The 21,008-nt window shown below is 60.3% G+C and carries 16 protein-coding genes and 1 pseudogene; 14 read left to right on the top strand and 3 right to left on the bottom strand.

Translation table 11 applies throughout. From position 1 onward, the window contains the following. Positions 1 to 185 precede the first annotated feature (185 nt). The 4 genes and pseudogenes from AC0NIH_RS31905 (at position 186) to AC0NIH_RS31890 (ending at position 3,377) form a co-directional block, all read left to right on the top strand. Positions 186 to 1,403: a cytochrome P450 gene (locus AC0NIH_RS31905; protein ID WP_473467610.1), complete on the top strand. Its 1,218-nt coding sequence runs from the start codon at positions 186 to 188 to the stop codon at positions 1,401 to 1,403. Positions 1,404 to 1,434: 31 nt separating this feature from the next. After that, positions 1,435 to 1,569 (top strand): annotated as a pseudogene (locus AC0NIH_RS31900) (ferredoxin); the annotation flags it as partial. A 174-nt stretch (positions 1,570 to 1,743) separates the two neighbouring features. Beyond that, on the top strand, positions 1,744 to 2,313 hold the full coding sequence (locus AC0NIH_RS31895) for a nuclear transport factor 2 family protein (RefSeq protein WP_473467663.1): 570 nt from the start codon (positions 1,744 to 1,746) through the stop codon (positions 2,311 to 2,313). 422 nt (positions 2,314 to 2,735) lie between these two features. Further along, positions 2,736 to 3,377, top strand: coding sequence for a nitrogen fixation protein NifQ (locus tag AC0NIH_RS31890; RefSeq protein ID WP_473467611.1), 642 nt, complete (start codon positions 2,736 to 2,738; stop codon positions 3,375 to 3,377). Here AC0NIH_RS31890 and rpoN read toward each other — a convergent pair. Then, positions 3,356 to 4,765, bottom strand: a complete 1,410-nt coding sequence (gene rpoN / locus AC0NIH_RS31885) for an RNA polymerase factor sigma-54 (protein ID WP_473467612.1) — start codon at positions 4,763 to 4,765, stop codon at positions 3,356 to 3,358. The two genes, AC0NIH_RS31890 and rpoN, sit on opposite strands and share 22 nt — an antisense overlap. Positions 4,766 to 4,934: 169 nt before the next feature. Beyond that, the gene (locus tag AC0NIH_RS31880; RefSeq protein WP_473467666.1) at positions 4,935 to 5,468 is read right to left on the bottom strand and encodes a redoxin family protein; all 534 of its coding nucleotides are present in this window, start codon (positions 5,466 to 5,468) and stop codon (positions 4,935 to 4,937) included. A 1,655-nt stretch (positions 5,469 to 7,123) separates the two neighbouring features. Between AC0NIH_RS31880 and AC0NIH_RS31875 the strand changes: the two genes are divergently transcribed. Further along, positions 7,124 to 8,236 (top strand): DUF418 domain-containing protein, encoded by a 1,113-nt coding sequence (locus tag AC0NIH_RS31875; RefSeq protein ID WP_473467614.1) that lies wholly within the window; start codon positions 7,124 to 7,126, stop codon positions 8,234 to 8,236. 826 nt (positions 8,237 to 9,062) lie between these two features. Here AC0NIH_RS31875 and AC0NIH_RS31870 read toward each other — a convergent pair. Continuing rightward, positions 9,063 to 10,280 carry an MFS transporter gene (locus AC0NIH_RS31870; RefSeq protein WP_473467615.1) on the bottom strand — a complete coding sequence of 406 codons (1,218 nt, stop codon included), beginning with the start codon at positions 10,278 to 10,280 and terminating at the stop codon, positions 9,063 to 9,065. A 629-nt stretch (positions 10,281 to 10,909) separates the two neighbouring features. On the opposite strand from AC0NIH_RS31870, the gene nifH reads away from it, so the two are divergent. The 9 genes from nifH to AC0NIH_RS31825 all read left to right on the top strand — a co-directional run bounded on the left by nifH (position 10,910) and on the right by AC0NIH_RS31825 (position 20,764). Further along, a complete protein-coding gene (nifH, locus tag AC0NIH_RS31865) occupies positions 10,910 to 11,803 on the top strand; it encodes a nitrogenase iron protein (RefSeq protein ID WP_404926324.1) in 894 nt (297 codons plus the stop codon). A 90-nt stretch (positions 11,804 to 11,893) separates the two neighbouring features. Continuing rightward, positions 11,894 to 13,396: a nitrogenase molybdenum-iron protein alpha chain gene (gene nifD / locus AC0NIH_RS31860; RefSeq protein WP_473467618.1), complete on the top strand. Its 1,503-nt coding sequence runs from the start codon at positions 11,894 to 11,896 to the stop codon at positions 13,394 to 13,396. 131 nt (positions 13,397 to 13,527) lie between these two features. Then, a complete protein-coding gene (nifK, locus tag AC0NIH_RS31855) occupies positions 13,528 to 15,069 on the top strand; it encodes a nitrogenase molybdenum-iron protein subunit beta (protein ID WP_473467620.1) in 1,542 nt (513 codons plus the stop codon). Positions 15,070 to 15,132: 63 nt separating this feature from the next. Beyond that, positions 15,133 to 16,635: a nitrogenase iron-molybdenum cofactor biosynthesis protein NifE gene (nifE, locus tag AC0NIH_RS31850; protein WP_473467623.1), complete on the top strand. Its 1,503-nt coding sequence runs from the start codon at positions 15,133 to 15,135 to the stop codon at positions 16,633 to 16,635. Continuing rightward, on the top strand, positions 16,632 to 18,038 hold the full coding sequence (nifN, locus tag AC0NIH_RS31845) for a nitrogenase iron-molybdenum cofactor biosynthesis protein NifN (RefSeq protein WP_473467624.1): 1,407 nt from the start codon (positions 16,632 to 16,634) through the stop codon (positions 18,036 to 18,038). The genes nifE and nifN overlap by 4 nt, the downstream gene beginning before the upstream one ends. Then, positions 17,980 to 18,477 carry a nitrogen fixation protein NifX gene (gene nifX, locus AC0NIH_RS31840; RefSeq protein WP_473467626.1) on the top strand — a complete coding sequence of 166 codons (498 nt, stop codon included), beginning with the start codon at positions 17,980 to 17,982 and terminating at the stop codon, positions 18,475 to 18,477. Before nifN ends, nifX begins: the two co-directional genes overlap by 59 nt. A gap of 14 nt (positions 18,478 to 18,491) precedes the next feature. Continuing rightward, on the top strand, positions 18,492 to 18,971 hold the full coding sequence (locus tag AC0NIH_RS31835) for a NifX-associated nitrogen fixation protein (RefSeq protein WP_473467628.1): 480 nt from the start codon (positions 18,492 to 18,494) through the stop codon (positions 18,969 to 18,971). Positions 18,972 to 19,075: 104 nt separating this feature from the next. Beyond that, positions 19,076 to 19,780, top strand: a complete 705-nt coding sequence (locus tag AC0NIH_RS31830) for a response regulator transcription factor (protein WP_473467630.1) — start codon at positions 19,076 to 19,078, stop codon at positions 19,778 to 19,780. Positions 19,781 to 19,876: 96 nt separating this feature from the next. Further along, positions 19,877 to 20,764 (top strand): universal stress protein, encoded by an 888-nt coding sequence (locus AC0NIH_RS31825; protein WP_473467633.1) that lies wholly within the window; start codon positions 19,877 to 19,879, stop codon positions 20,762 to 20,764. The last annotated feature ends 244 nt before the right edge of the window (positions 20,765 to 21,008 follow it).

The following is a 21,008-nucleotide window of genomic DNA, read 5'->3' as shown; positions in this document are numbered from 1 at the left end:
AATGGTAGCCTCATAGGACCTCCGCAACGCAGAATGAGTGGGGTGCCGATGGTGCGCCTGCTCGGCACGCAACTTGCTCGATTTTGTCATCGGAGGCGTGTCGGGCGGTGCGTTGCGGAGCCCAGCGATGGCGAACAGCCTTGCGATCTCAACCGAGCGTAAACGCCTGAACTCAGGAGAACCAAATGGCGACCAACCCAGTTCCAGATCATGTCCCGCCGGAAATGGTAGGCGACTTCAGCCTCTTTTCCTCGCCAGGCATGTCTCCGGAGCCCAACGGCGACCCGCACGCAGCGATCGCTTGCGTGCATGCCGGACCGCGAATCTTTTATTCGCCCTGGAACACGCGTACCGGGCACGGTGCTTGGGTCATCACTCGCGCCGCAGATCAGCGCCGGGTGCTGCAGGAGACCGAAAACTTTTCCAGTCATCGCAACGTCTTCGCATCCGCACTGGGCGAAGATTGGCCGACGATCCCGCTCGAACTCGATCCCCCTTCCCATGCAGTCTTTCGCTCTTTGCTCAATCCGCTCTTTTCGCCTAAGCGTGTAACGGAACTGGAGCCCGCCATCCGCGACCGAGCGATAGCTCTTATCACGAGGAGCGCCTCGTCGGGCACAAGCTGCGATGTCATGAAGGATTTCGCCTTTCCTTTCGCGGTCAGCATCTTCCTTCGCTTCATCGGACTGCCGGAGCACCGTCTTGAGACGTTCGTTGCCTGGGCGAGAGATCTGCTCCACGGCGATGATGTGAGAAGGCCGGCGGCGGCGAGGACGATTGTAGCGTTCATAGACGAGCTGGCGGCGATGCGCCGCAAAAAGCCCGTGGACGATTTCATGAGCTTCATTGTGCAGGCGCAGGTCGAGGGCCGCGGGCTGACAGACCAGGAGGTCCGTGGCATTGGCGTGCTGGTTTTGGTGGCCGGGCTCGACACGGTCGCTACAGCCATAGGCTTTGACTTGGCCTATCTCGCGCGAAATGTGGAAGATCAGGAATTGCTCCGAAAAGAACCGGACCGGATCGTGCGCGCAGCCGAAGAACTGCTGCGCGCCTTTCCGACCGTCCATCTAATCCGCGTGGCACGAAGAGATATCGACTTCGAAGGCGCGCCGATCCGCAAGGGGGACTTTGTTTCCTGTGCCACCATGATTGCAAATCGTGACCCGGCCGAATTCGAATCTCCCAACACCATTGATCTGACCCGAGAAGGCATCCGCCACGCCGCCTTTGGCTATGGTCCCCACCGTTGCCTTGGCTCACATCTTGCCCGCCGCGAGATTGTCATTGGCCTGGAGGAGTGGCTGGCGCGCCTGCCGCCCTTTCGGATCAAGGAGGGAACAGCACCCATCACCCATGGCGGCCAACTGTTCGGGATTGAAAATCTGATCCTGGAGTGGGGCTAAACATAGCCCGGCCTGAGACGGGGCACAGACGTTGGAGGTCGCCTTGCGCATCATCGTTCACCAAGCCAGATGTCAGGGTCATGCGCAATGCGCGGCGCGAGCGCCGGCAGTCTTCAAGCTGGACGAGGCGGGTTACATCCTGCCCGGTGACATTGAAGTTGCGGACGCGGAGCAACTGCTTGCGTCGCATGGGGTGCGATCCTGCCCCGAACTTGCGCTGGAAATCGACGATCAATCCGCTGCGCGAATCGCTTCGGAGGCTACCCTCAAACCGAAGACAGAGGTCCCGGAACACGTCGGAACCGCCGAATCTGCGACAGACCCGTCGGGCCAAGCAAGAATCGTCGAACTGCTCGACCGTGAGGCGATCCGCGACTGCCTCTATCGGTATTGCCGCGGGACAGACCGTGCCGATGAGGCGGTGCTGCGCAGCGCGTACTGGCCCGACGCCCATGACTGCCACGGACAGTATCGGGGTCCGGCCGAGGGCTTCATCCGTTTTGCGCTCGATGTCTTCAAGACCCGACCCCGCAACATCCATCAGATCACGAACATCCTGATCGAATTCATCGACGCGGCGGAGGCCAAGGTCGAGAGCTATTTCACCGCGCTGCAACGCGGACCGGACAAAGACGGAGAAGTGCGTCAGATGTTTCTATGCGGGCGCTACTGCGATCTGTTTCAAAAGCGGGAAGGGGAGTGGCGGATTGCCGAACGGACCGTTGTCTATGACTGGCAAGAGGAGCAGATCCCATCCTTGGTCCTGGAGGCAGAACGCTTCGGCACGCGACAGCCGATTGGAGCACCGTATCCTGACGATCCGGTCTATGCGCTCGGGAAGCGTCGCATTGCTTCTCATGACAAAGCGTTCACAACCTCGGAACCGGATCAGTATGACTGCGGACTGTGAAACTTCCAACGCCACCGCGACACCTGCAAGGGAAAGATGGGCCGGCAGGAACCCCGGCGTGAGAGCGGCAACGCTCTGGTGTGGAACCGTGAGCGCACCGAGGACGCCGTGGTATTTGCTGGAGCTCGGCAGAGCCCCTCATCGATCCTGAACCGGCCCAATCGCTTTACGGACCCAGTTGAGAGATTTCGACCAGGGACAATGCTGCCAGACCGAACTGGGGGAGACCGGATTATCCCCCATCAACAACGCTATGGGTCATGGTCTAGCGCGGTGATTTCGAAGGGCAGCTCGAGGCCTGGTCATGCGGTCGACCCGAAACCCGCTGTATTGGGGTTGAGCCCGCGCCGACGTGTGCCCGGTAGCCCATGTGCTCTCGGCAGGGCCGCTGCATCGCGAAAACAAACCAGGAGAACGGGACCATGTCCGCCCAGAAAGACGCACGTGTCGGCGCCGTCCAATGCCCCACCATCGAGCCGGAGAGGGGGTTCGACGAGCATGTTCTTGCCTGCGTTCTCTCGGGTGCGCTCAAGGAGGTCGAGGCTGGCGAAGCGACTGCGACGGAGTCGACAGGCTTGTCCCTCGCCGAGCTGCGCCAGGTCCTGCACGGGGTTTTGTCCGCAACCCCTATGGCAGCCTTGGCCTTGGAAGACGTCAGCGATCCTGAGCCGGGCATGGAGGAAGAACTTCTGCGCGACCTGCTGCTGGCGCACGCCCGGTCGAGCGACCCGGCGAGCGCGCGCTTTGCCAAGATCGTCGCCCGGCGTGCCATGCACGATAACCATCTGTGGCAGGATCTTGGACTACTCAATCGGGCCGAGCTCAACCGCCTGCTTGCCACGCATTTTCCGATGCTCGCGGCCGGCAACACGCGAAACATGAAATGGAAGAAGTACTTTTACCGCAAACTCTGTGAGGCCGAAGGGCTCTCGCTATGTACTGCGCCCAATTGCCGGGAATGCCGCGATTTCGACAGTTGCTTCGGCCCGGAGGAGGACGAACGCGAAGAGCGCATCACATTTGATTTAGGGGCCACTCGTGGTCACGAGGCCTTGAGGCCTTGATCGCCGTCGCGCCACAAGCGCTTTTCCCGGCGCCGCTGTATCGAGGAGGGGATGTTCATCGCCTCGCGATATTTGGCGACCGTGCGGCGAGCGAGATCTATGCCGCATTCCTTGAGCCGGTCAGCGATGTCGTCGTCAGAGAGCATGTTATCAAGCGATTCTTCGGCGACCATCGCTCTGATCCGATGGCGGACAGCTTCAGCGGAGTGCGCGTCACCGCCTTCGCAGGAGGCGATCGCGACAGTGAAGAAATATTTGAGCTCGAACACACCGCGTGGGGTAACCATGTACTTGTTCGAAGTCACTCGGCTGACAGTCGACTCGTGCATGTTGATCGCCTCAGCGACCGTCCTGAGGTTGAGCGGCCGCAGGTGGGCGACGCCATATTCCAGAAAAGCATCCTGCTGGCGCACGATTTCGGTGGCGACCTTAAGGATCGTCTTGGCGCGCTGATCGAGGCTGCGGATCAACCAGTTCGCGTTTTGCAAGCATTCATTGAGAAATGTCATGTCCTTCGATTTTTTGGCGGCTCGGCAGGAGACCTCCGCGACATAGTTTTGGTTGATCAGCACCTTGGGCAGCGTGTTCGGATCAAGTTCGATCAGCCATCCACCTCCGGGCGCGCGCAGGACCCATACGTCCGGTATGACGCATTCCGGCGTTCCAGACTGGAATGTGTTTCCAGGCTTGGGGTCAAGCGCGCGGATTTCCTGCAGCATGTCGAGAAGATCTTCTTCATCGACGCCGCAGCGCTGCTTCAATGTCTGGAAATCGCGTCGCGCAAGCAGCTCAAGGTTGGCAACCAAAACCGCCATCGCCGGGTCGAAGCGGTTTTTCTCGCGCAACTGTATCTCGAGACATTCGCTGAGCGATCGTGCGAAGATTCCCGGAGGATCGAGGCCCTGCAAGACGCCCAGCACCCGTTCCACTTGAGCCAGCCTGACGTTTAGGGTCACAGCCAGATCCGAAGGACTCACCCGAAGATAGCCAGTGTCATCCAGATGACCGGCGAGCTGATGAGCTATCACCCGCTCGTGCGGTGTGAAGGCGGTTAGGGAGATCAGACCAGCGACATGGTCGTGCAACGTTTCGGCTAGGGCGACAAACTCCTCGTAGGCAGGACGTTCGCCCGGCGTGGCGTTTGTCGCGTTCGGCTGGGATTTCCCTTGCCTGGGCAGGTCCGTGGACCCTGCCCAGGTCGGGCCTTCAACCTCGCCGGTCAGCCTTTCGTCTTTTGGCGCATGCTCCAGCAGCGGATTTTTCTCAAGCTCCTGGTCCACGAACTGATGCAGTTCGGCATGCGTCAATTGCAGCAGACGAATCGACTCGATGAGTTGAGGCGATGCCGCAAGAGATTGTTTCTGAAGGAGGCTGAAGGACGATGTCATGGTCTGTCCGGTATTCCTGTCAAAGAAGCTCTCTTGGCCGTCTGATGGGTCTCTCGCAGCCCGACGCTTCTAAGCCGCCTGGCGTTTGAACGACCTCACGGGGGCCTACATCAGAGGTTCGCCCTTTGCGTCTTCCAAAGGCAGTTGGGGATGGTCGATTTGAACCAGCTCACGCAGCATCCTTCAACAATTGAAGGACGTTCTGCGGGGATGAGACGCCATAGGGGTCGGTCTCGCAGTTGTCGGAGAAACCCTCCTCCTCAAACCACTGCTCCACCACGCCATTGTTGAGCAGAGCCGCGTAGCGCCAGGAGCGCATTCCGAAACCCAGATTGTCCTTGGCAACCAGCATGCCCATTTTGCGCGTGAACTCGCCAGACCCATCCGGGATCAGCTCGACCTTCTGCAGCCCCAAGGACTTTCCCCATGCATTCATGACAAAGGCATCGTTGACCGAGAGGCAGTAGACCGCGTCGACCCCTTGTTTCTTGAAATCCTCGTAGAGATCCTCGAAATGGGGCAGTTGGTATGTCGAGCAGGTCGGGGTGAAAGCGCCAGGCAGCGAGAACAGGATGACACGCTTGCCGGCAAAGTAGTCGTCGGACGTTTTTTCTTCCCAACGGTACGGATTTGGCCCCTGGATGGAATCATCGCGAACGCGCGTGAGAAACGTGACGAAGGGGACCTTCTTCCGACCGGTCATCAACTTGCTCCTTTTGAAGAAACTGGCGCACTGGATTTTACTGAGGCTGGTGGATTGCCGCGCTGGGGTGCTGCCGGGGTGCGAGACGATGCCTACGCGGCTTCCCACTCTTTCCCCCGTCGGGTGTATGGGAAACGGCCCGGGTCCAGATGCTCGGATCTCCAAACCGGGCGATGCGCGGTCTTCAGCGAGGACAACCAAGGCCGCCTGTGCCGATCGTTTAGAGCTTCGCGTGCCAGCCATGGTTCGTTGTCCGTTTTCATCTTGTTGATGGGCTCTGACCATGAGGAGCAAGCGGCATGCCATTGCAATGAAGCTGCTCCGCACCAACGCTTCGCTCTCAGGACGACGTCGCTCGCCAAGCCGATGCGTGCCATAGTCGTCACGTGTAAAGCCCGGATATTTACGCTCCGCGCCGGCTTGCAAACGACGCAGGCACAGCGCAAGCCCATGCCGAGGGCGCAGGCTCGGGCACCGCAGCGAGGGCAAAGTGTGCGCCCCCAGGGTGTTTTTGTGTGCGCAGAGGCATGACTGACGCGAACGCACGCCTGGCAGCAATCCATGGCGGCCACACGTCGGCAATCGCCATGGTCAGAGTCGATGAAATCGAATTCGGCTCGGCAACGATGATGACATGCTTGGCGTCCCAACGATCTCGCCGCGCGCGCCCCTCAAACCCTCTGTGTCGCAAACCGGACTGGAATTGTCGAAAGGCCGACAGACAGGTCGCCAAGCCGCCGCTGGTTAGGGGGAGGCGCGGAACGCAAACGGGTCGCCAACTGGGCACGCAAATTGCGGTCGCGGATATGTCGGTGGGACGTCCGCAATTCGAGCGAGAGCCTCGGCTGAGCCCATGACTCGGCATTTGCCGATGATTGGCGGTCTCGCCGGCTCGCGCCGAACTGTGCTGCACGTACGCTTCCTGACTTTCAAACGATCATTGAAGAGCAGAAGACGCCCTATCTCCTAAGCTCGTCGGCTCCTCCCCTGGGACGAGTTCGATGCTGTGAAGCTGTCGGCGATGGCAATTGCGACGATGAAGTCCTTGCGCTGACACCTTGCAGCATCAGGACATCGATATAGGTGCGGCCCTTCAGGCGTCCTCCGGCAAGTCTCCCTCGCAATTCCCTTGTCGAGCACCACGCTTCCATCTGGGCGTAGCCCATGCCAACTGAGGTGGGACCGGCCCGGTGAGCCGATGGGCTCAATTGCGGCCAGCTGTGCTTGCCTCGGTCGCACCAGGCGCAAGCGCTTCCGCCGCCGGCTCCTCAGGTCCAGGAGGCGCCGAACCCGATCCGCTGCTGTTCGGCGAATCTTGAAGGTCGTCTGGCGACCGTGGGTAGGGCCAGCGGTTCATCAAACGGCTGAAGCTGGCCGCGATCACTAAGGCCCGGCAGCGTGCTGGCCGGATAATCCGTCTTCAGTGATCTCTCGGACCGCTCATCCGTGCAAAACGTCGGCTCCGTGACACTTGTGCCGGTTGTCGAGTCCCCGCCACAGGCTAGGCGGACCCAAGTCCGTGATTTGCGGGCGGGCTATAGGCTTGATCCACCATTGGCACGAGCTTTGCGCCCGGGGCGAGAGGGCGGCAGCAGCCGACAGGCCCTTCACACCGCGGGGTCCCGCGATGGACACAACCAACAAAGGAACCCACCATGGCACTGCCGCACCGCATCTTGGAGAGCGGGTCAGGAGATCGGTGGCCTGCGGCTCGGCTGATCGGCATCGACCTTGCTCGCGGCTTCGCTGTCTTCGGCATGTATGCCGTCCATGTCGGTCCCCTCGACAGCGAAGGCCTGGTTGGGCGTGTGATGGATTTCTCCTTTGGGCGCTCGTCCGTTTTGTTTGCCCTATTAACGGGTTTTTCGCTCATCCTGATTACCGGCCGCAACCCGCCGAAATCGGCGCTAGCCAGTAGACAGGCCATTGCCAAGGTAGCAATTCGCGCCCTTATCCTGCTCGCCCTTGGCGAAATCCTGACCTATGTCCAGGCGCCGGTCGACGTCATCCTGGCATACTACGGGGTCTGCTTCCTGTTGGTCCTGCCGCTATATGGGCTCAGCGCACAGCGGCTCGGTTTGCTCGCGGCAGGGACAGCATTGGTTCTCCCGCAGGTGCGTTTCCTCCTTCTCAAAATGTTTGGCTCCCAGAGCTCGAACCCGGAGGTGTTCAACCTCCTGGTCAGCGGTACTTATCCCGCCTTGACCTGGGTTCCTTTTTTGATCGCAGGCATGGCCATTGCGCGCTTTGAACTTCGCACGCGCGCAATGCATTTGTGCCTTGGTATAGCCGGCGTCGGGGTGGCCGTGTTGGGCTTTGGGGGATCCTCGCTCGCGCTGAATTTGATGCCAGGCGTAAGCGCGGAGTTGGCTAACCTAACTCCCGAGTTCTGGTGGTCGCTGGATTTGGATCTCACAGCGAATTGGCTATGGCTTGCCTCACCTCATACCGAGACGACGTTCTGGATCTTTGGCAGCGCCGGTTGCGCAATGATCGTCGTGGCAGCTTGCTCGCTTGCCATGGATGCGCTTCCGCTTGTGCGAAAGCTGGTCTCGCCAATAATATCGGTGGGCTCGATGCCTTTGACGGCCTATCTTCTGCACATTCAGGGAATATATATGCTTGGTGAACCTCACTCGCTGTCCGCGCTGTTTGGCTTTATCGTGGTTGTAAGCGTTTTCGCGGTGCTTTGGCTGCGCTTCTTCCAGCGAGGACCGGTGGAAGCGCTGATGGGTTGGATCGCAGATCGGCAACGCGACGTCCGCTAACATCACATCGCCCCGACTTTCGGATCGACGGTGATGCGCTCGTCAAACAAAACGAACCTGATCGATGGGCCGGACATAGCTGACAACTAAAATATTGCGCCTGCTCGGTACATCGTGGGGCAACGCCGAGCCCTGCAACCATTGCCCTGGGCGAGGCTTTGACGAGACGAAATTCGAGTATGCTGGCGCTTGTGCGCGATGCGCTTGATGCATCTGCGCAAAGTCCGTAATTTCGGACCTAAGGAGCCCTGTCGATTTGCACGGAGGTTGTTAAACCAGCGAATAGGCCCGTTCCGGCGCTGAGGACGAACTCGCATTGCGATCAGGCGCGCCATGCGCGCAAGTGCTTGCCAAAGCTGTCGCCGTCGGTTGATCATACCGTGTCGTTGGCTTGGCGGGGCTTGCTGATGGGCGACCGATGAACCATACATCGCTTTCGCTTGCCTTCGACAGCAGGCTTGTCAGGTCGCTCTCAAAGAGAGGTGGTGCAACGAGCCGACAGTAAGTTGACGCTCCCTGTCTCGTTCCAGCGAGCGCCGCGCATCCTGCGTGCGCCTTTCTCTTTGGCCGGCACTCGCGCATCCCATCGTGGGTTGGAATCGACTTTCGGATCATGCATGCGTGCTGTCGGGAATACCGCTCTCGCAGCGATCGTTGCGCACGATGAAGCGGGGCGCAACAGTTGAGCTACGGGCCGGCCTGGCGTTTCCTGCGGCGGATTTCCTTGGCGAGACCAGGCCTGACAGACAACTGGTCGTGGGCGGTATCGCGCCGGGCGGCTGGTGCGGCTGCATCGCAAGCGCGGCTGAAGGTCTCGCCCGTCAGACTAGGTTGCGCGTTTCGGGCCGAATAGGAACACTGTGAGGGCAGCGAGGAAAGTGGCAACCGCGCTGTAGGCGAACACACTGGCGACGCCCGCATTATTCACAAGCACTCCGCCGAAGATCGCGCCGGCCGCGATGGCAATTTGGAACGTTGAGGTCATCAGCACACCGGCGCTTTCGGCCTGCTCGGGAACGGCGCGCAGCACCATCCAAGTCTGTACCCCCACCGGCACCGCACCGAAGCCAAAGCTCCATACAGCAACCGCAATGGCCGAGGCGGAGGCCGATGCTCCAGGCATCAGCAACGAGACAGCGGCTATCGCCATGAGCAGCGGCGGCAGCGCCGCGACTGCCTTGAGGCTGTGTTTGGCCAGGTATGCGCCGGCTAAATTGCCGAAGAATCCGCATACCCCCGAAACGAGCAACAGCAGCGAGATCGTCTCGATATCGAGCGCGGGAATCTTCTCGAGATAAGCCCGGACATAGGTGAAGCTGGCGAAGTGCCCAGAAGCGACCAGCAGCACCACCAAAAGCGCGACCTTGATGGTTGGCTTCTTGACCACATTCAGCAGACCGCGGAATCCAGCCATTTCGACAGGCGGCAACGTCGGAATGGCTACGAGTTGCACCAGCAACGTAACGGCATTGACGGCTGCGGCGATCATGAAGGTGGCTCGCCATCCCCAGATATCGCCGACATAGGCGCCGATCGGAGGCGCGCAAACGATCGCGACCGAAACGCCGGTGAGGATAATGGATAGCGCCCGCGGCAGAAGGTGATTTGGAACCAGCCGCATCGCCAGCGACGCCGAAATTGACCAGAAGCCTCCAAGCGCAATGCCGAGCACGACGCGCGCCGCCAGGAAAACCGGCAGCGACCAGGCCACCCCCGCCAGAACGTTGGACAGGATCTGAAGCAGCATCATCGCCCACAGGACGACTCTGCGGTCCAGACGCTTTGTTATGAAAGCGATGGTCGGCGCCGAAATCGCCGCGGCAATCGCCGTCGCTGTCATCGTCTGTCCAGCCGCACCCTCTGTGATATACAGATCATGCGCGAGCGGCGTCAGCACGCTGGCAGGCAAAAGCTCTGCCGCCACAAGCCCGAAGGTGCCCAGGCCAAGCGATATGACCGCGCCCCACGCGGGACGAGACCGTCGATCCGGCTTTTCTGGGCCGTGCAGAAAAGTCTCCATGAAGCCTGTCGCGGATTGGGTCATGAATAAGCTCGCCAGCTTGCGTGCAACTGCAACATGGGTTGGCTGCATTGACCCATTCATGCCAGAAGCACGCCGTTGCCGGGGCGTCGCACGAAGGGAATGTTCATCGCTGCCCGACATGTTGTGACAGCGCCTGCAATATCAGTGCCGGTTCTCCGAGCCGGACGAGGATGCGATCGTTGGAAAGCGCCGCATCACGCAGGTTCCCTGCCGACTTCGCGGGTCAGTCTCGAACCAGCCATGCGCAACCAGCGACCTGCACGCACGTCGGATGTCCCGCGACGGGCGGCACGGAAAGCCGGTCGATTTGCCGCCGCCTGTAGGCGTGCCAAAACTCGGGTCTTAGCTCGAAGACCCAGCCTTTCCGCGAGTGGTCTCGAAGGTGACGTCTTGTGTCGGGCATTGTCGGGTCCGCTACATGGCTCGTTCCGACAATCAACTTGCTTGGCAGCAAACACTTGTTGGAGATCAGGCTAACTCGCGAGGCACAAAAGAAAAATCCCTGTTGGTTATAACCCAGTCTACTTGGCACGAGTCTTGAGACCCTTTCGGTGTGAGGCTGCAAAAGCTGCCCATCGGTATTCATATTGCGGGCAGCCGCGACGGATGAAAAAGGAAGGAAATCTATAATGTCAGGTCTGCGTCAGATCGCCTTTTACGGAAAGGGCGGCATCGGCAAGTCCACCACCTCCCAAAACACGCTCGCCGCCCTGGTCGACCTCGGCCAGAGAATCCTCATCGTCGGCTGCGACCCCAAAGCCGACTCCACCCGCCTGATCCTGAACTCGAAGGCTCAGGATACTGTCCTGCATCTGGCGGCACAGGAAGGTTCGGTGGAAGATCTCGAGCTGCAGGACGTGCTCAAGATCGGCTACAGAGGCATCAAGTGCGTGGAGTCCGGCGGCCCGGAGCCGGGTGTTGGCTGCGCCGGCCGAGGCGTCATCACATCAATCAACTTCCTCGAGGAGAACGGCGCCTATGACGATGTCGACTATGTCTCCTACGACGTGCTCGGAGATGTGGTTTGCGGCGGTTTCGCGATGCCAATCCGCGAGGGCAAGGCGCAGGAAATCTACATCGTCATGTCCGGGGAGATGATGGCGCTCTATGCCGCCAACAACATCGCCAAGGGCATCCTGAAATACGCCCATTCGGGGGGCGTGCGGCTCGGAGGCCTGATCTGCAACGAACGTCAGACCGACCGTGAGCTCGACCTCGCTGAAGCCCTGGCTTCCAGGCTCAATTCCAAGCTCATCCATTTCGTGCCGCGCGACAACATCGTTCAGCACGCCGAGCTCAGGAAGATGTCAGTTATCCAGTATGCGCCAGATTCCAAGCAGGCCGGGGAGTACCGCGCGCTGGCCGAGAAGATCCATGCCAATTCTGGCCAGGGCACCATCCCGACGCCGATCACCATGGAGGAACTCGAGGACATGCTGCTCGACTTCGGCATCATGAAAACCGACGAGCAGATGCTTGCCGAGCTTCAGGCCAAGGAAGCGGCCAAAACGGCCGCCCAGTAACGACCGGTTGGTCGCCTCTCGAGTTGGGGCGTCCTGCCAAGAACGGCGCCTCGTCGGTGAGGCGTTATCAGACACCTTGAAAGGGGTCCCATGAGCCTGGAATACGAGAATGATGGTGCTCTCCATGCAAAGCTCATCGAGGAGGTGCTATCGCAATATCCCGATAAAGCGGCGAAGCGCCGCAAAAAACACCTGAACATCGCAAAGAGCGGGGATGAGGCTAGCGGGGAAAGTGAGATCCTTTCCGAATGCGACGTCAAATCGAACATCAAGTCCATCCCCGGGGTGATGACAATCCGTGGCTGCGCCTATGCCGGCTCAAAGGGCGTGGTCTGGGGTCCAGTCAAGGATATGGTTCATATCTCGCACGGACCCGTCGGCTGTGGCCAATATTCCTGGTCACAGCGCCGCAATTACTATGTGGGCACAACGGGCATCGACACGTTCGGGACGATGCAGTTCACCTCCGATTTCCAGGAGAAAGACATTGTCTTCGGCGGTGACAAGAAACTTGAACAGATCATCGACGAGATCGAGGTGCTGTTTCCGTTGAACAACGGCATCACCGTGCAATCCGAATGCCCGATCGGTCTCATTGGTGATGACACCGAGGCAGTTTCTCGCAAGAAGGCCAAGGAGCACGAAAAGACCATCGTGCCGGTCCGCTGCGAGGGCTTCCGCGGCGTTTCGCAATCACTCGGACACCACATCGCCAATGACGCGATCCGCGACTGGGTCTTCGACAAGAAGGACATCGACTTCGAGGCCGGTGCTTATGATGTCAACGTGATCGGCGACTACAATATTGGCGGCGATGCCTGGGCCTCGCGCATCTTGCTTGAGGAGATAGGATTGCGCGTGGTCGGCAACTGGTCGGGCGACGCAACACTGGCCGAGATCGAACGCGCGCCAAAGGCCAAGCTCAATCTCATCCACTGCTACCGCTCGATGAACTACATCTGCCGGCATATGGAGGAAAGGTATGGCGTTGCCTGGATGGAGTACAATTTCTTCGGACCGTCCCAGATCGAAACCTCCCTGCGCAACGTAGCCAAGCATTTCGGGCCGGAAATCGAGGAAAAAACCGAGAAGGTGATCGCCAAGTACAGACCGCTTGTCGACGCCGTCCTCTCCAAGTACCGGCCGCGCCTCGAAGGCAATACCGTCATGCTCTACGTCGGTGGCCTGCGCCCCCGCCACGTAATCACCGCCTACGAGGACCTCGGCATGGTCATCGTCGGCACCGGCTACGAGTTCGGCCACAACGATGATTACCAGCGCACCGGTCATTACGTAAAGAACGGCACGCTGATCTATGACGACGTTACCGGCTACGAGTTGGAGAAGTTCATCGAGGGAGTTCGCCCCAACCTCGTGGGCTCTGGCATCAAGGAAAAATACCCGGTGCAGAAGATGGGCATTCCGTTCCGTCAGATGCACTCCTGGGACTATTCGGGGCCTTATCACGGCTATGACGGCTTTGCCATTTTCGCACGTGACGTGGATCTTGCCATCAACAATCCCGTCTGGGACCTCTACCACGCGCCTTGGAAAGAACGCCCGCGCAGTGGGCAGGCGATAGCTGCCGAATAGACGCCTTGTCCTGGCCGGGTCTCCCCAGAGAGACCGTGAACCCCGCGGTCTGTGAGCCTCGGGATTATCGGAAACGTTTCGACTATCTGAGCTGCCGAATGGCCGGGGCCAGATTAAAAAGAGGAATACCAATGCCGCAGTCGGCCGAAAAGATTCTCGACCACGCTCCCCTGTTCCGCGAGCCGGAATACAGGCAAATGCTCGCCGAGAAGAAGCTGAATTTCGAATGTCCGCACCCGGATCAGATCGTTACCGATCAAGGCGAATTTACCAAGACCTGGGAATACCGCGACAAGAACCTCGCCCGGGAAGCGCTTGTGATCAATCCCGCCAAGGCCTGCCAGCCGCTTGGTGCCGTGTTCGCGGCCGCGGGCTTCGAGCGGACCATGTCCTTCGTCCACGGCAGCCAGGGCTGCGTGGCCTATTACCGCTCGCACCTGTCACGCCATTTCAAGGAACCTGCTTCGGCGGTTTCCTCCTCGATGACCGAGGACGCGGCAGTGTTCGGCGGCCTGAAGAACCTGATCGATGGGCTTGCCAACACATACCAGCTTTACGACCCGAAGATGATCGCAGTGTCGACGACATGTATGGCCGAGGTCATAGGCGACGACCTGCACAGCTTCATCCAGAACGCCAAAGACGAAAACTCGGTCCCGCCGGACTTTGACGTGCCCTTTGCCCACACGCCAGCCTTCGTCGGTAGCCATGTCGATGGCTATGACGGCATGCTCAAAGGTATCCTGGAGCACTTCTGGAAAGGCCAGCGGCGAACGGTGGCCAGGGGGAGCATCAACTTCATTCCCGGCTTCGACGGTTTCTGCGTTGGCAACAACCGGGAGCTCAAACGTCTGCTTGATGTGATGGGTGTGTCCTACACCTTCATCCAGGACGCGTCTGACCAGTTCGACACGCCGTCGGACGGGGAATACCGCATGTACGATGGGGGCACGAAGATCGAAGAGGTGAGGGGGGCACTCGACGCCGAGGCGACGCTTTCGTTGCAACACTACAACACCCGGAAAACGCTGGACTATTGCGGGCAGGTTGGGCAGGCCACGGCTTCCTTCCATTATCCGCTCGGCGTCCAGGCGACTGACGAATTGCTGATGAAGGTCTCGGCGCTTTCCGGCAAGGAAATCCCCGAGGCAATCCGGCTGGAGCGCGGCCGACTGGTTGATGCCATGGCGGACAGCCAGTCTTGGCTGCACGGCAAGAAATACGCGATCTATGGCGATCCGGACTTCGTGTACGCCATGGCCCGCTTCGTCATGGAAACGGGCGGCGAGCCGACCCATTGCCTGGCCACCAACGGCTCCTCGGCCTGGCAAGCCGAGTTGCAGGAACTGCTTGCATCCTCGCCCTTCGGCAAGGATGCTCAGGTCTGGGCGGGCAAGGACCTTTGGGCGATGCGGTCGCTGCTCTTCACCGAGCCGGTCGACCTGCTGATCGGCAATTCCTATGGCAAGTATCTGGAGCGCGACACCGGCACGCCGCTGATCCGGCTGGCGTTTCCGATCTTCGACCGGCACCACCACCATCGCTTTGCGCTCATGGGCTATCAGGGCGGATTGCGCGTTCTGACCACGATCCTCGACAAGATCTTCGACAAGCTCGATCGCGAGACGAGCCAGACGGGCGTGACGGACTATTCCTATGACCTCACGCGCTAGAAGACACCGACCGGCTTTTCGCCCCAGGCGGTTCATTGCGGTATTGGCTTGGGGACTGACGTGATGAGCTCGCTCAGTACCAAGATCCAGGACGTTTTCGACGAGCCCGCCTGTGACAAGAACGGTGGCAAGGATGCCAAGGCGCGCAAGCAGGGCTGCACAAGGCCGCTGACGCCAGGAGCGGCAGCGGGCGGCTGCGCCTTTGATGGGGCCAAGATCGTCCTGCAGCCGATCACCGACGTTGCGCATTTGGTTCATGCGCCGCTCGCCTGCGAGGGCAATTCCTGGGACAACCGCGGTGCAGCTTCGTCCGGGCCAAGCTTGTGGCGCACCAGCTTCACGACCGACCTTACCGAACTCGAGGTGGTGATGGGGCAGGGCGAGCGGAAGCTCTTCAAGGCGATCCGAGAAATCAAGGAAGCGTATGCGCCACCGGCAGTCTTTGTCTATTCGACCTGCGTGACGGCAATCATCGGCGACGATATCGAAGCTGTCTGCAAACGCGCCGCCGAAAAATTCGGCTTGGCCGTGGTTCCGATCAATGCGCCGGGCCTGGCCGGCTCCAAGAACCTCGGCAACAAGCTCGCCGCCGAGGCGCTGCTCGACCATGTCATCGGCACGGTGGAACCCGATGACGCCGGGCCGTATGACATCAACGTCCTTGGCGAATTCAACCTCTCCGGCGAATTCTGGCTGATAAAGCCGCTCCTCGATCGGCTCGGAATCCGGGTTCGCGCCTGCATTCCGGGCGACGCGCGCTATCTCGACATCGCTTCCGCGCACTGCGCCCGCGCGGCCATGGTCGTGTGTTCGACGGCCCTCATCAATCTAGCCCGCAAGATGGACGAGCGCTGGGACATCCCTTTCTTCGAAGGCTCCTTCTACGGGATTTCGGACACTTCGGAAGCACTCCGCAAAATCGCTGAGCTGCTGGTGAGGAAGGGGGCCGATCCGGAGATCCTGGACCGCACAGAGACGCTGATTGCCGAGCAGGAGGCGATTGCATGGAAGAAGCTCGAGACCTACCGAGCCCGCCTTCAAGGCAAGCGCGTGCTGCTCAACACGGGTGGTGTCAAGTCCTGGTCGGTGGTCCACGCGCTGGTGGAGATCGGGATCGAGATCGTCGGCACCTCGGTCAAGAAATCGACTGTCGAAGACAAGGAGCGCATCAAGCAGCTCCTCAAGGACGACAAGCACACATTCGAGCAGATGCCAGCGCGCGACCTTTACGCCATGCTCTCTGCAGGCAAGGCCGATATCATGCTGTCGGGCGGACGCACGCAGTTCGTCGCGCTCAAGGCCAAGATGCCCTGGCTCGACATCAACCAGGAGCGCCAGCACCCTTATGCCGGTTATGACGGCATGGTGGAGCTCGTACGGCAGATCGACCTCGCCATCCACAACCCGATCTGGCCGCAGGTGCGCGAGCCCGCTCCGTGGGATTGCCCACCCTACGTGAAGGACGAACCGCCGGGCACAAGCAACGACACCGAGAGCCTGCACGCCGTCCGGGAATCCGCCGGCAAGGCGCCTCCGAATTGGGTGGACCTTGAGGAGATGCGATGACCCGTATCCTTCCCCAGACCAAATCAGCCGCGGTCAACCCGCTGAAATCGTCACAGCCGCTGGGTGCAGCCTTGGCCTTTCTCGGCATCGACGGCGCAGTGCCGCTGTTCCACGGCGCCCAGGGCTGCACCAGCTTCGCCCTCGTGCTGCTTGTGCGGCATTTCAAGGAAACGATCCCCCTACAGACCACCGCGCTGGATGAAGTAACAACCATCCTCGGCGGGTCGGACAATCTGGAAGAGGCGATCCTCAATCTCAAGACCCGCACGAAGCCAAAGCTGATCGGGGTCTGCACCACGGCCCTGGTGGAAACCCGTGGCGAAGATTGCGCAGGCGACCTCGCCGACATCCGGCTGAAACGGGCGGGTGAACTCGCGGGTACGGAGATCGTCCTGGCCAACACGCCGGATCTCGCCGGCGCCTTCGAAGAGGGCTGGGCCAAGGCTGTTGGCGCGATGATCGAAGGCATTACGCGACCTGGCGAACGGGCGCGCCAGTCAAAGAAGATCGCAATCCTGCCCGGCTGGAACCTCACCGTGGCTGACATCGAGCACTTGCGCGAGATGATCGAAAGCTTTGGGCTGCGGCCGGTGATTTTGCCAGACCTCTCAAGCTCGCTCGACGGTACCGTGCCAGACCACTGGGTCTCCACCACCTATGGCGGTACGAGGATCGAGGATATCCGCGAGCTCGGCACGGCTGGGCACTGCATCGCCATCGGCGAGCATATGCGCCGCCCGGCCGAGGTTCTGTATAGGGCGACCGGCGTGCCTTACGTGCTGTTTCAGTCGCTGACCGGATTGAAGGGCGCCGATCAGCTCGTTTCCCTGCTGTCCTCTATTTCTGGCCAGCCTGCACCGGCAAGTGTCCGCCGCCGGCGGGCGCAATTGCAGGATGCGTTGCTCGACGGACATTTCCATTTCGGAGGCAAGAAAATTGCGATCGCTGCTGAACCAGACCAACTCTACCAATTGGCAACCTTCTTCGTCGACCTGGGCTCGGATATCACGGCGGCGGTCACGACGACCGATATGTCGCAAATTCTGGAAAATGTACCGGCGGAGTCGATTCAGGTCGGCGATCTCGGTGATCTGGAAGCGCATGCTGGCGGCGCTGATCTTCTGGTCACCCATTCGCATGGACGCCAGGCATCACAACGCCTTGGCATTCCGCTCATGCGCATCGGCTTCCCCGTCTTCGACCGGCTCGGCAGCCAGCACAAACTCTCGATCCTCTATCGAGGGACGCGTGATCTGGTTTTCGAGGTCGCCAACATTTTCCAAGCCGACCAGCACGCGCCGACGCCTGAGGAGCTTGGTCCATTCCGCAAGCGGGAAACGCCAGGTGCGCTCAATTCGTCGCCTCTCACTCGTCACCGACGAGGTTCACGGTCCGATGGGTAAACGACAAGCAGGCGCCTTGCGGGTGGCAATCGCTACTCAGGACGTCAAGCATCTCAATGCCCATTTCGGGTCGGCCAAGCGCTTTGTCATCTACGATATCACGCGCGAGGAGTGGGAGCTCGTGGAAGTCATCGAGTTCGACGACGTCTCCGACGAAAAAGGGAGACATCGGGCCGAGAGGGACGACCGCATCACACCGAAGGTAGAGGCGCTGAAGGGTTGCCACCTCCTGTTTTGCCTAGCGATCGGCGGACCTTCGGCAGCCAAACTTGTTTCGGCAAAAATCCATCCGATCAAGGTTCGGCAGCCTCAAAGCATTCAAGAGGTGCTGTTTCGGACGCAGACCATGCTCAGGACCTGCCCTCCACCTTGGCTGCGCAAGGTCCTGGCTGAAGCCGGCGTCGCGAAACGGAAACCGTCCTTTGAGGACGACGACTGAAATAAGGAGGCGAAATGTCCGACCCTTCGGTTACCCCTGCTGTCGCCGGCGACGAGGTGGCGCTTGCCAGCCCGTTTCTCAAATGCCTCGTGCGGCTAATCCGTGCTCAGGACTCCCACGGGTCATGGGACGGCAAAGCGGACGCTGAGTTGCTGGCCGACTTCATCGTCAGCAAGGAGCAGCGCCGTACGATTCCAATAATTGGCAATCCCGATCCCGACGTGCTGTGGAGACTCGACAAGTTCTACACTGCCGTCGCCCTTGCAATCGAGGAGCGCTGCGGCCTGATGGCATCGCCTATGATCGAAATGAGCCATGAGGGCTTCGGGCGCGTGCTTTTCACCGCCGGGCGGCTGGTCGTTTTGTCCAAGACCCTGCGTGACGTCCATCGGTTCGGCTCCGAGACGTTTTGCAAACTCGCCGCAGCCGGTACGAAACTGGTCGACGAGGCAATCGCGGCCATCGACACCTATCCCGAGGTGGCGCGTGCGTAATGGAAACGGGTTTTGAGCAAAGGGCTCATGACAGGTCTTGAGCGGCGCGAAGGCCTCTACTCAGCCGCTACGGTCCTGGCCGATGGGCTCTTGAGGCAGCGACGATGAAGCCACTCGTCCTGATCTGTTCGCAAGATGCCGAGCTCTATATGTTCCTTAGCCACATACTGGAGGCGGACGGCTTCGACAGTGAGCCGGCAGGCGGCGCAAAGGAAGCGCTTGCACTGGCGGACGAACGGGAATTTCAGGCCGTGGTGCTGGACTGCGGGCCAGCGAGCATATCCGGCTCCCCAATTTGCTCCCGGCTCAAACAGCAACCCCGGACCGGCGGGCTGCCCGTTATCGCCCTGATCGCGCCCGGCGCCGAGAACCAGCACCTCAGCCTCCTCAAGGCCGGCATCGACGAGAGCTTTGTGCGGCCGATCGCGCCGGCCAAGCTGCTGGACTGTCTGCGGGCGAAGCTGGCGCTGCCGCTACGGGGCGAAAATGGTCTTGAAAACGGCGGCTGGCTCTCCTGTGGCGGCCTCGAGATGAAGCTCGACGCCCACCGGGTTCGCGGCAACGGCCACGACATTCATCTCGGACCCATCGAGTTCAACGTGCTGCGGCTCTTGATCAAAGCCCCCGGGAAGGTCTTCAGCCGGGACGAACTTATCCGGGCGGCCTGGCCGCCCAACATCCATGTCGGTGCACGCACCGTCGATGTCCATATCAGCCGGATCAGAAAAGCCCTTCAAGCGGCTTCGCCCGGCAGCGTCATTCGAACCGTCAGGTCGGCCGGCTACTCGCTCGATAATCCGGACGGCTAAATTACCTGCCAGGTCTGGTCCCACAGCCCTTTCCTCGCTGTGAGTCGGTTCGCGGCTTGAACACCCCTAAACGAATACTCGGGAAGAAGCAGGCAAATGGGTTTCAAAAGCGTACTCTGTGTGACCGGCGCAGACGGTTCCGATCAGGACGTCAGAACTGCCGCCGGCTTGTGTGCCGAAGTCGGTGCGCACCTTTCCGTGCTGATCCTACCGCCTCCGATGCTCCTCATGTCGTATTATCCGTCGATCGGAGATGGTGTCCCCGAGTGGCCTGTGGGACGTGGACTGGCAATTGCCCGATTGAACGATCGTTTTCGGGAAATCGACCGATTTAGTCACGACATGGCGAGACTGGAAAGACGCTCCAAAGATCTCCAGAAGCTGCTGGGATCCATGTCGCTCTCATTTGACCTCGACACCGACTACTGCGATCCGGCTAGCCTGGGTGAATTGGTACGACAGCGGGCGCGCTGTTCCGACCTCACGATCATCGGACCGGGGCTTCTCAACGACGAGACTCTCGGACCTCCTGTAGTCAACGGCTGCTTGTTCGATACGGGAAAGCCTGTGCTCGTTGTGCCGAAGGGGGCTGAGGCGACCCTGTGGCCACGGTGTGTCCTGGTCGGTTGGGATTCGCGCCTCGAGGCTTCCCGTGCGGTTCGGGAAGCGCTGGGTCTCCTCTGCGTTGCTGAGGACGTTCGTGTCGCCCTGGTTGATCCGGCGAACTACAACGGGACGGGCGCTGAGCCTGGAGCCGACATCGCTGCCTATCTCACTCGACATGGTGTTCGGGTGTCGCTTGACGTATTGCCAAGTGCCGGCAAATCGGCTGCCACGGTGCTTGCGCAGCACGCAATCGACACGTCTGCCGAAATGATCGTCATGGGCGCTTATGGCAGCCGTGGATTACGTGAGCGGCTCTTTGGCGGTGTGACGCGATGGATATTCGAGAAGCCGACATTGCCGCTGTTTTTGGCGCGCTGACTGGTTTCGGAAGTTCCCGTCTCGGACCGAACGAGTCCAATGCTGCGGCAATCTGTTTGAAGACCCGCAGAATTTCCGCCGGGACTGCGGATCCCACCGGCCTGGCCGGGGAATATTCATATCGGTGTATGCACCGAGCTTCGTGAAATTGTGACGGTGGCCGCGACCCGCCGGCTACTCGCAGGAGCTGCAAGGCGGCTGAATTTGCGGCGCTATTCGCCATCCGGCTGGTACGGAACGTTTC

This window comes from Mesorhizobium sp. WSM1386 (assembly GCF_055901595.1).
This window is presented reverse-complemented; position numbering and strand designations above follow the sequence as displayed.

Coding starts and splice junctions, on each gene's coding strand:
- AC0NIH_RS31905 (WP_473467610.1), top strand. CDS start 186: ATGGCGACCAACCCAGTTCCAGATCATGTCCCGCCGGAAATGGTAGGC.
- AC0NIH_RS31890 (WP_473467611.1), top strand. CDS start 2,736: ATGTCCGCCCAGAAAGACGCACGTGTCGGCGCCGTCCAATGCCCCACC.
- rpoN (WP_473467612.1), bottom strand. CDS start 4,765: ATGACATCGTCCTTCAGCCTCCTTCAGAAACAATCTCTTGCGGCATCG.
- AC0NIH_RS31880 (WP_473467666.1), bottom strand. CDS start 5,468: ATGACCGGTCGGAAGAAGGTCCCCTTCGTCACGTTTCTCACGCGCGTT.
- AC0NIH_RS31875 (WP_473467614.1), top strand. CDS start 7,124: ATGGCACTGCCGCACCGCATCTTGGAGAGCGGGTCAGGAGATCGGTGG.
- AC0NIH_RS31870 (WP_473467615.1), bottom strand. CDS start 10,280: ATGACCCAATCCGCGACAGGCTTCATGGAGACTTTTCTGCACGGCCCA.
- nifH (WP_404926324.1), top strand. CDS start 10,910: ATGTCAGGTCTGCGTCAGATCGCCTTTTACGGAAAGGGCGGCATCGGC.
- nifD (WP_473467618.1), top strand. CDS start 11,894: ATGAGCCTGGAATACGAGAATGATGGTGCTCTCCATGCAAAGCTCATC.
- nifK (WP_473467620.1), top strand. CDS start 13,528: ATGCCGCAGTCGGCCGAAAAGATTCTCGACCACGCTCCCCTGTTCCGC.
- nifE (WP_473467623.1), top strand. CDS start 15,133: ATGAGCTCGCTCAGTACCAAGATCCAGGACGTTTTCGACGAGCCCGCC.
- nifN (WP_473467624.1), top strand. CDS start 16,632: ATGACCCGTATCCTTCCCCAGACCAAATCAGCCGCGGTCAACCCGCTG.
- AC0NIH_RS31835 (WP_473467628.1), top strand. CDS start 18,492: ATGTCCGACCCTTCGGTTACCCCTGCTGTCGCCGGCGACGAGGTGGCG.
- AC0NIH_RS31830 (WP_473467630.1), top strand. CDS start 19,076: ATGAAGCCACTCGTCCTGATCTGTTCGCAAGATGCCGAGCTCTATATG.
- AC0NIH_RS31825 (WP_473467633.1), top strand. CDS start 19,877: ATGGGTTTCAAAAGCGTACTCTGTGTGACCGGCGCAGACGGTTCCGAT.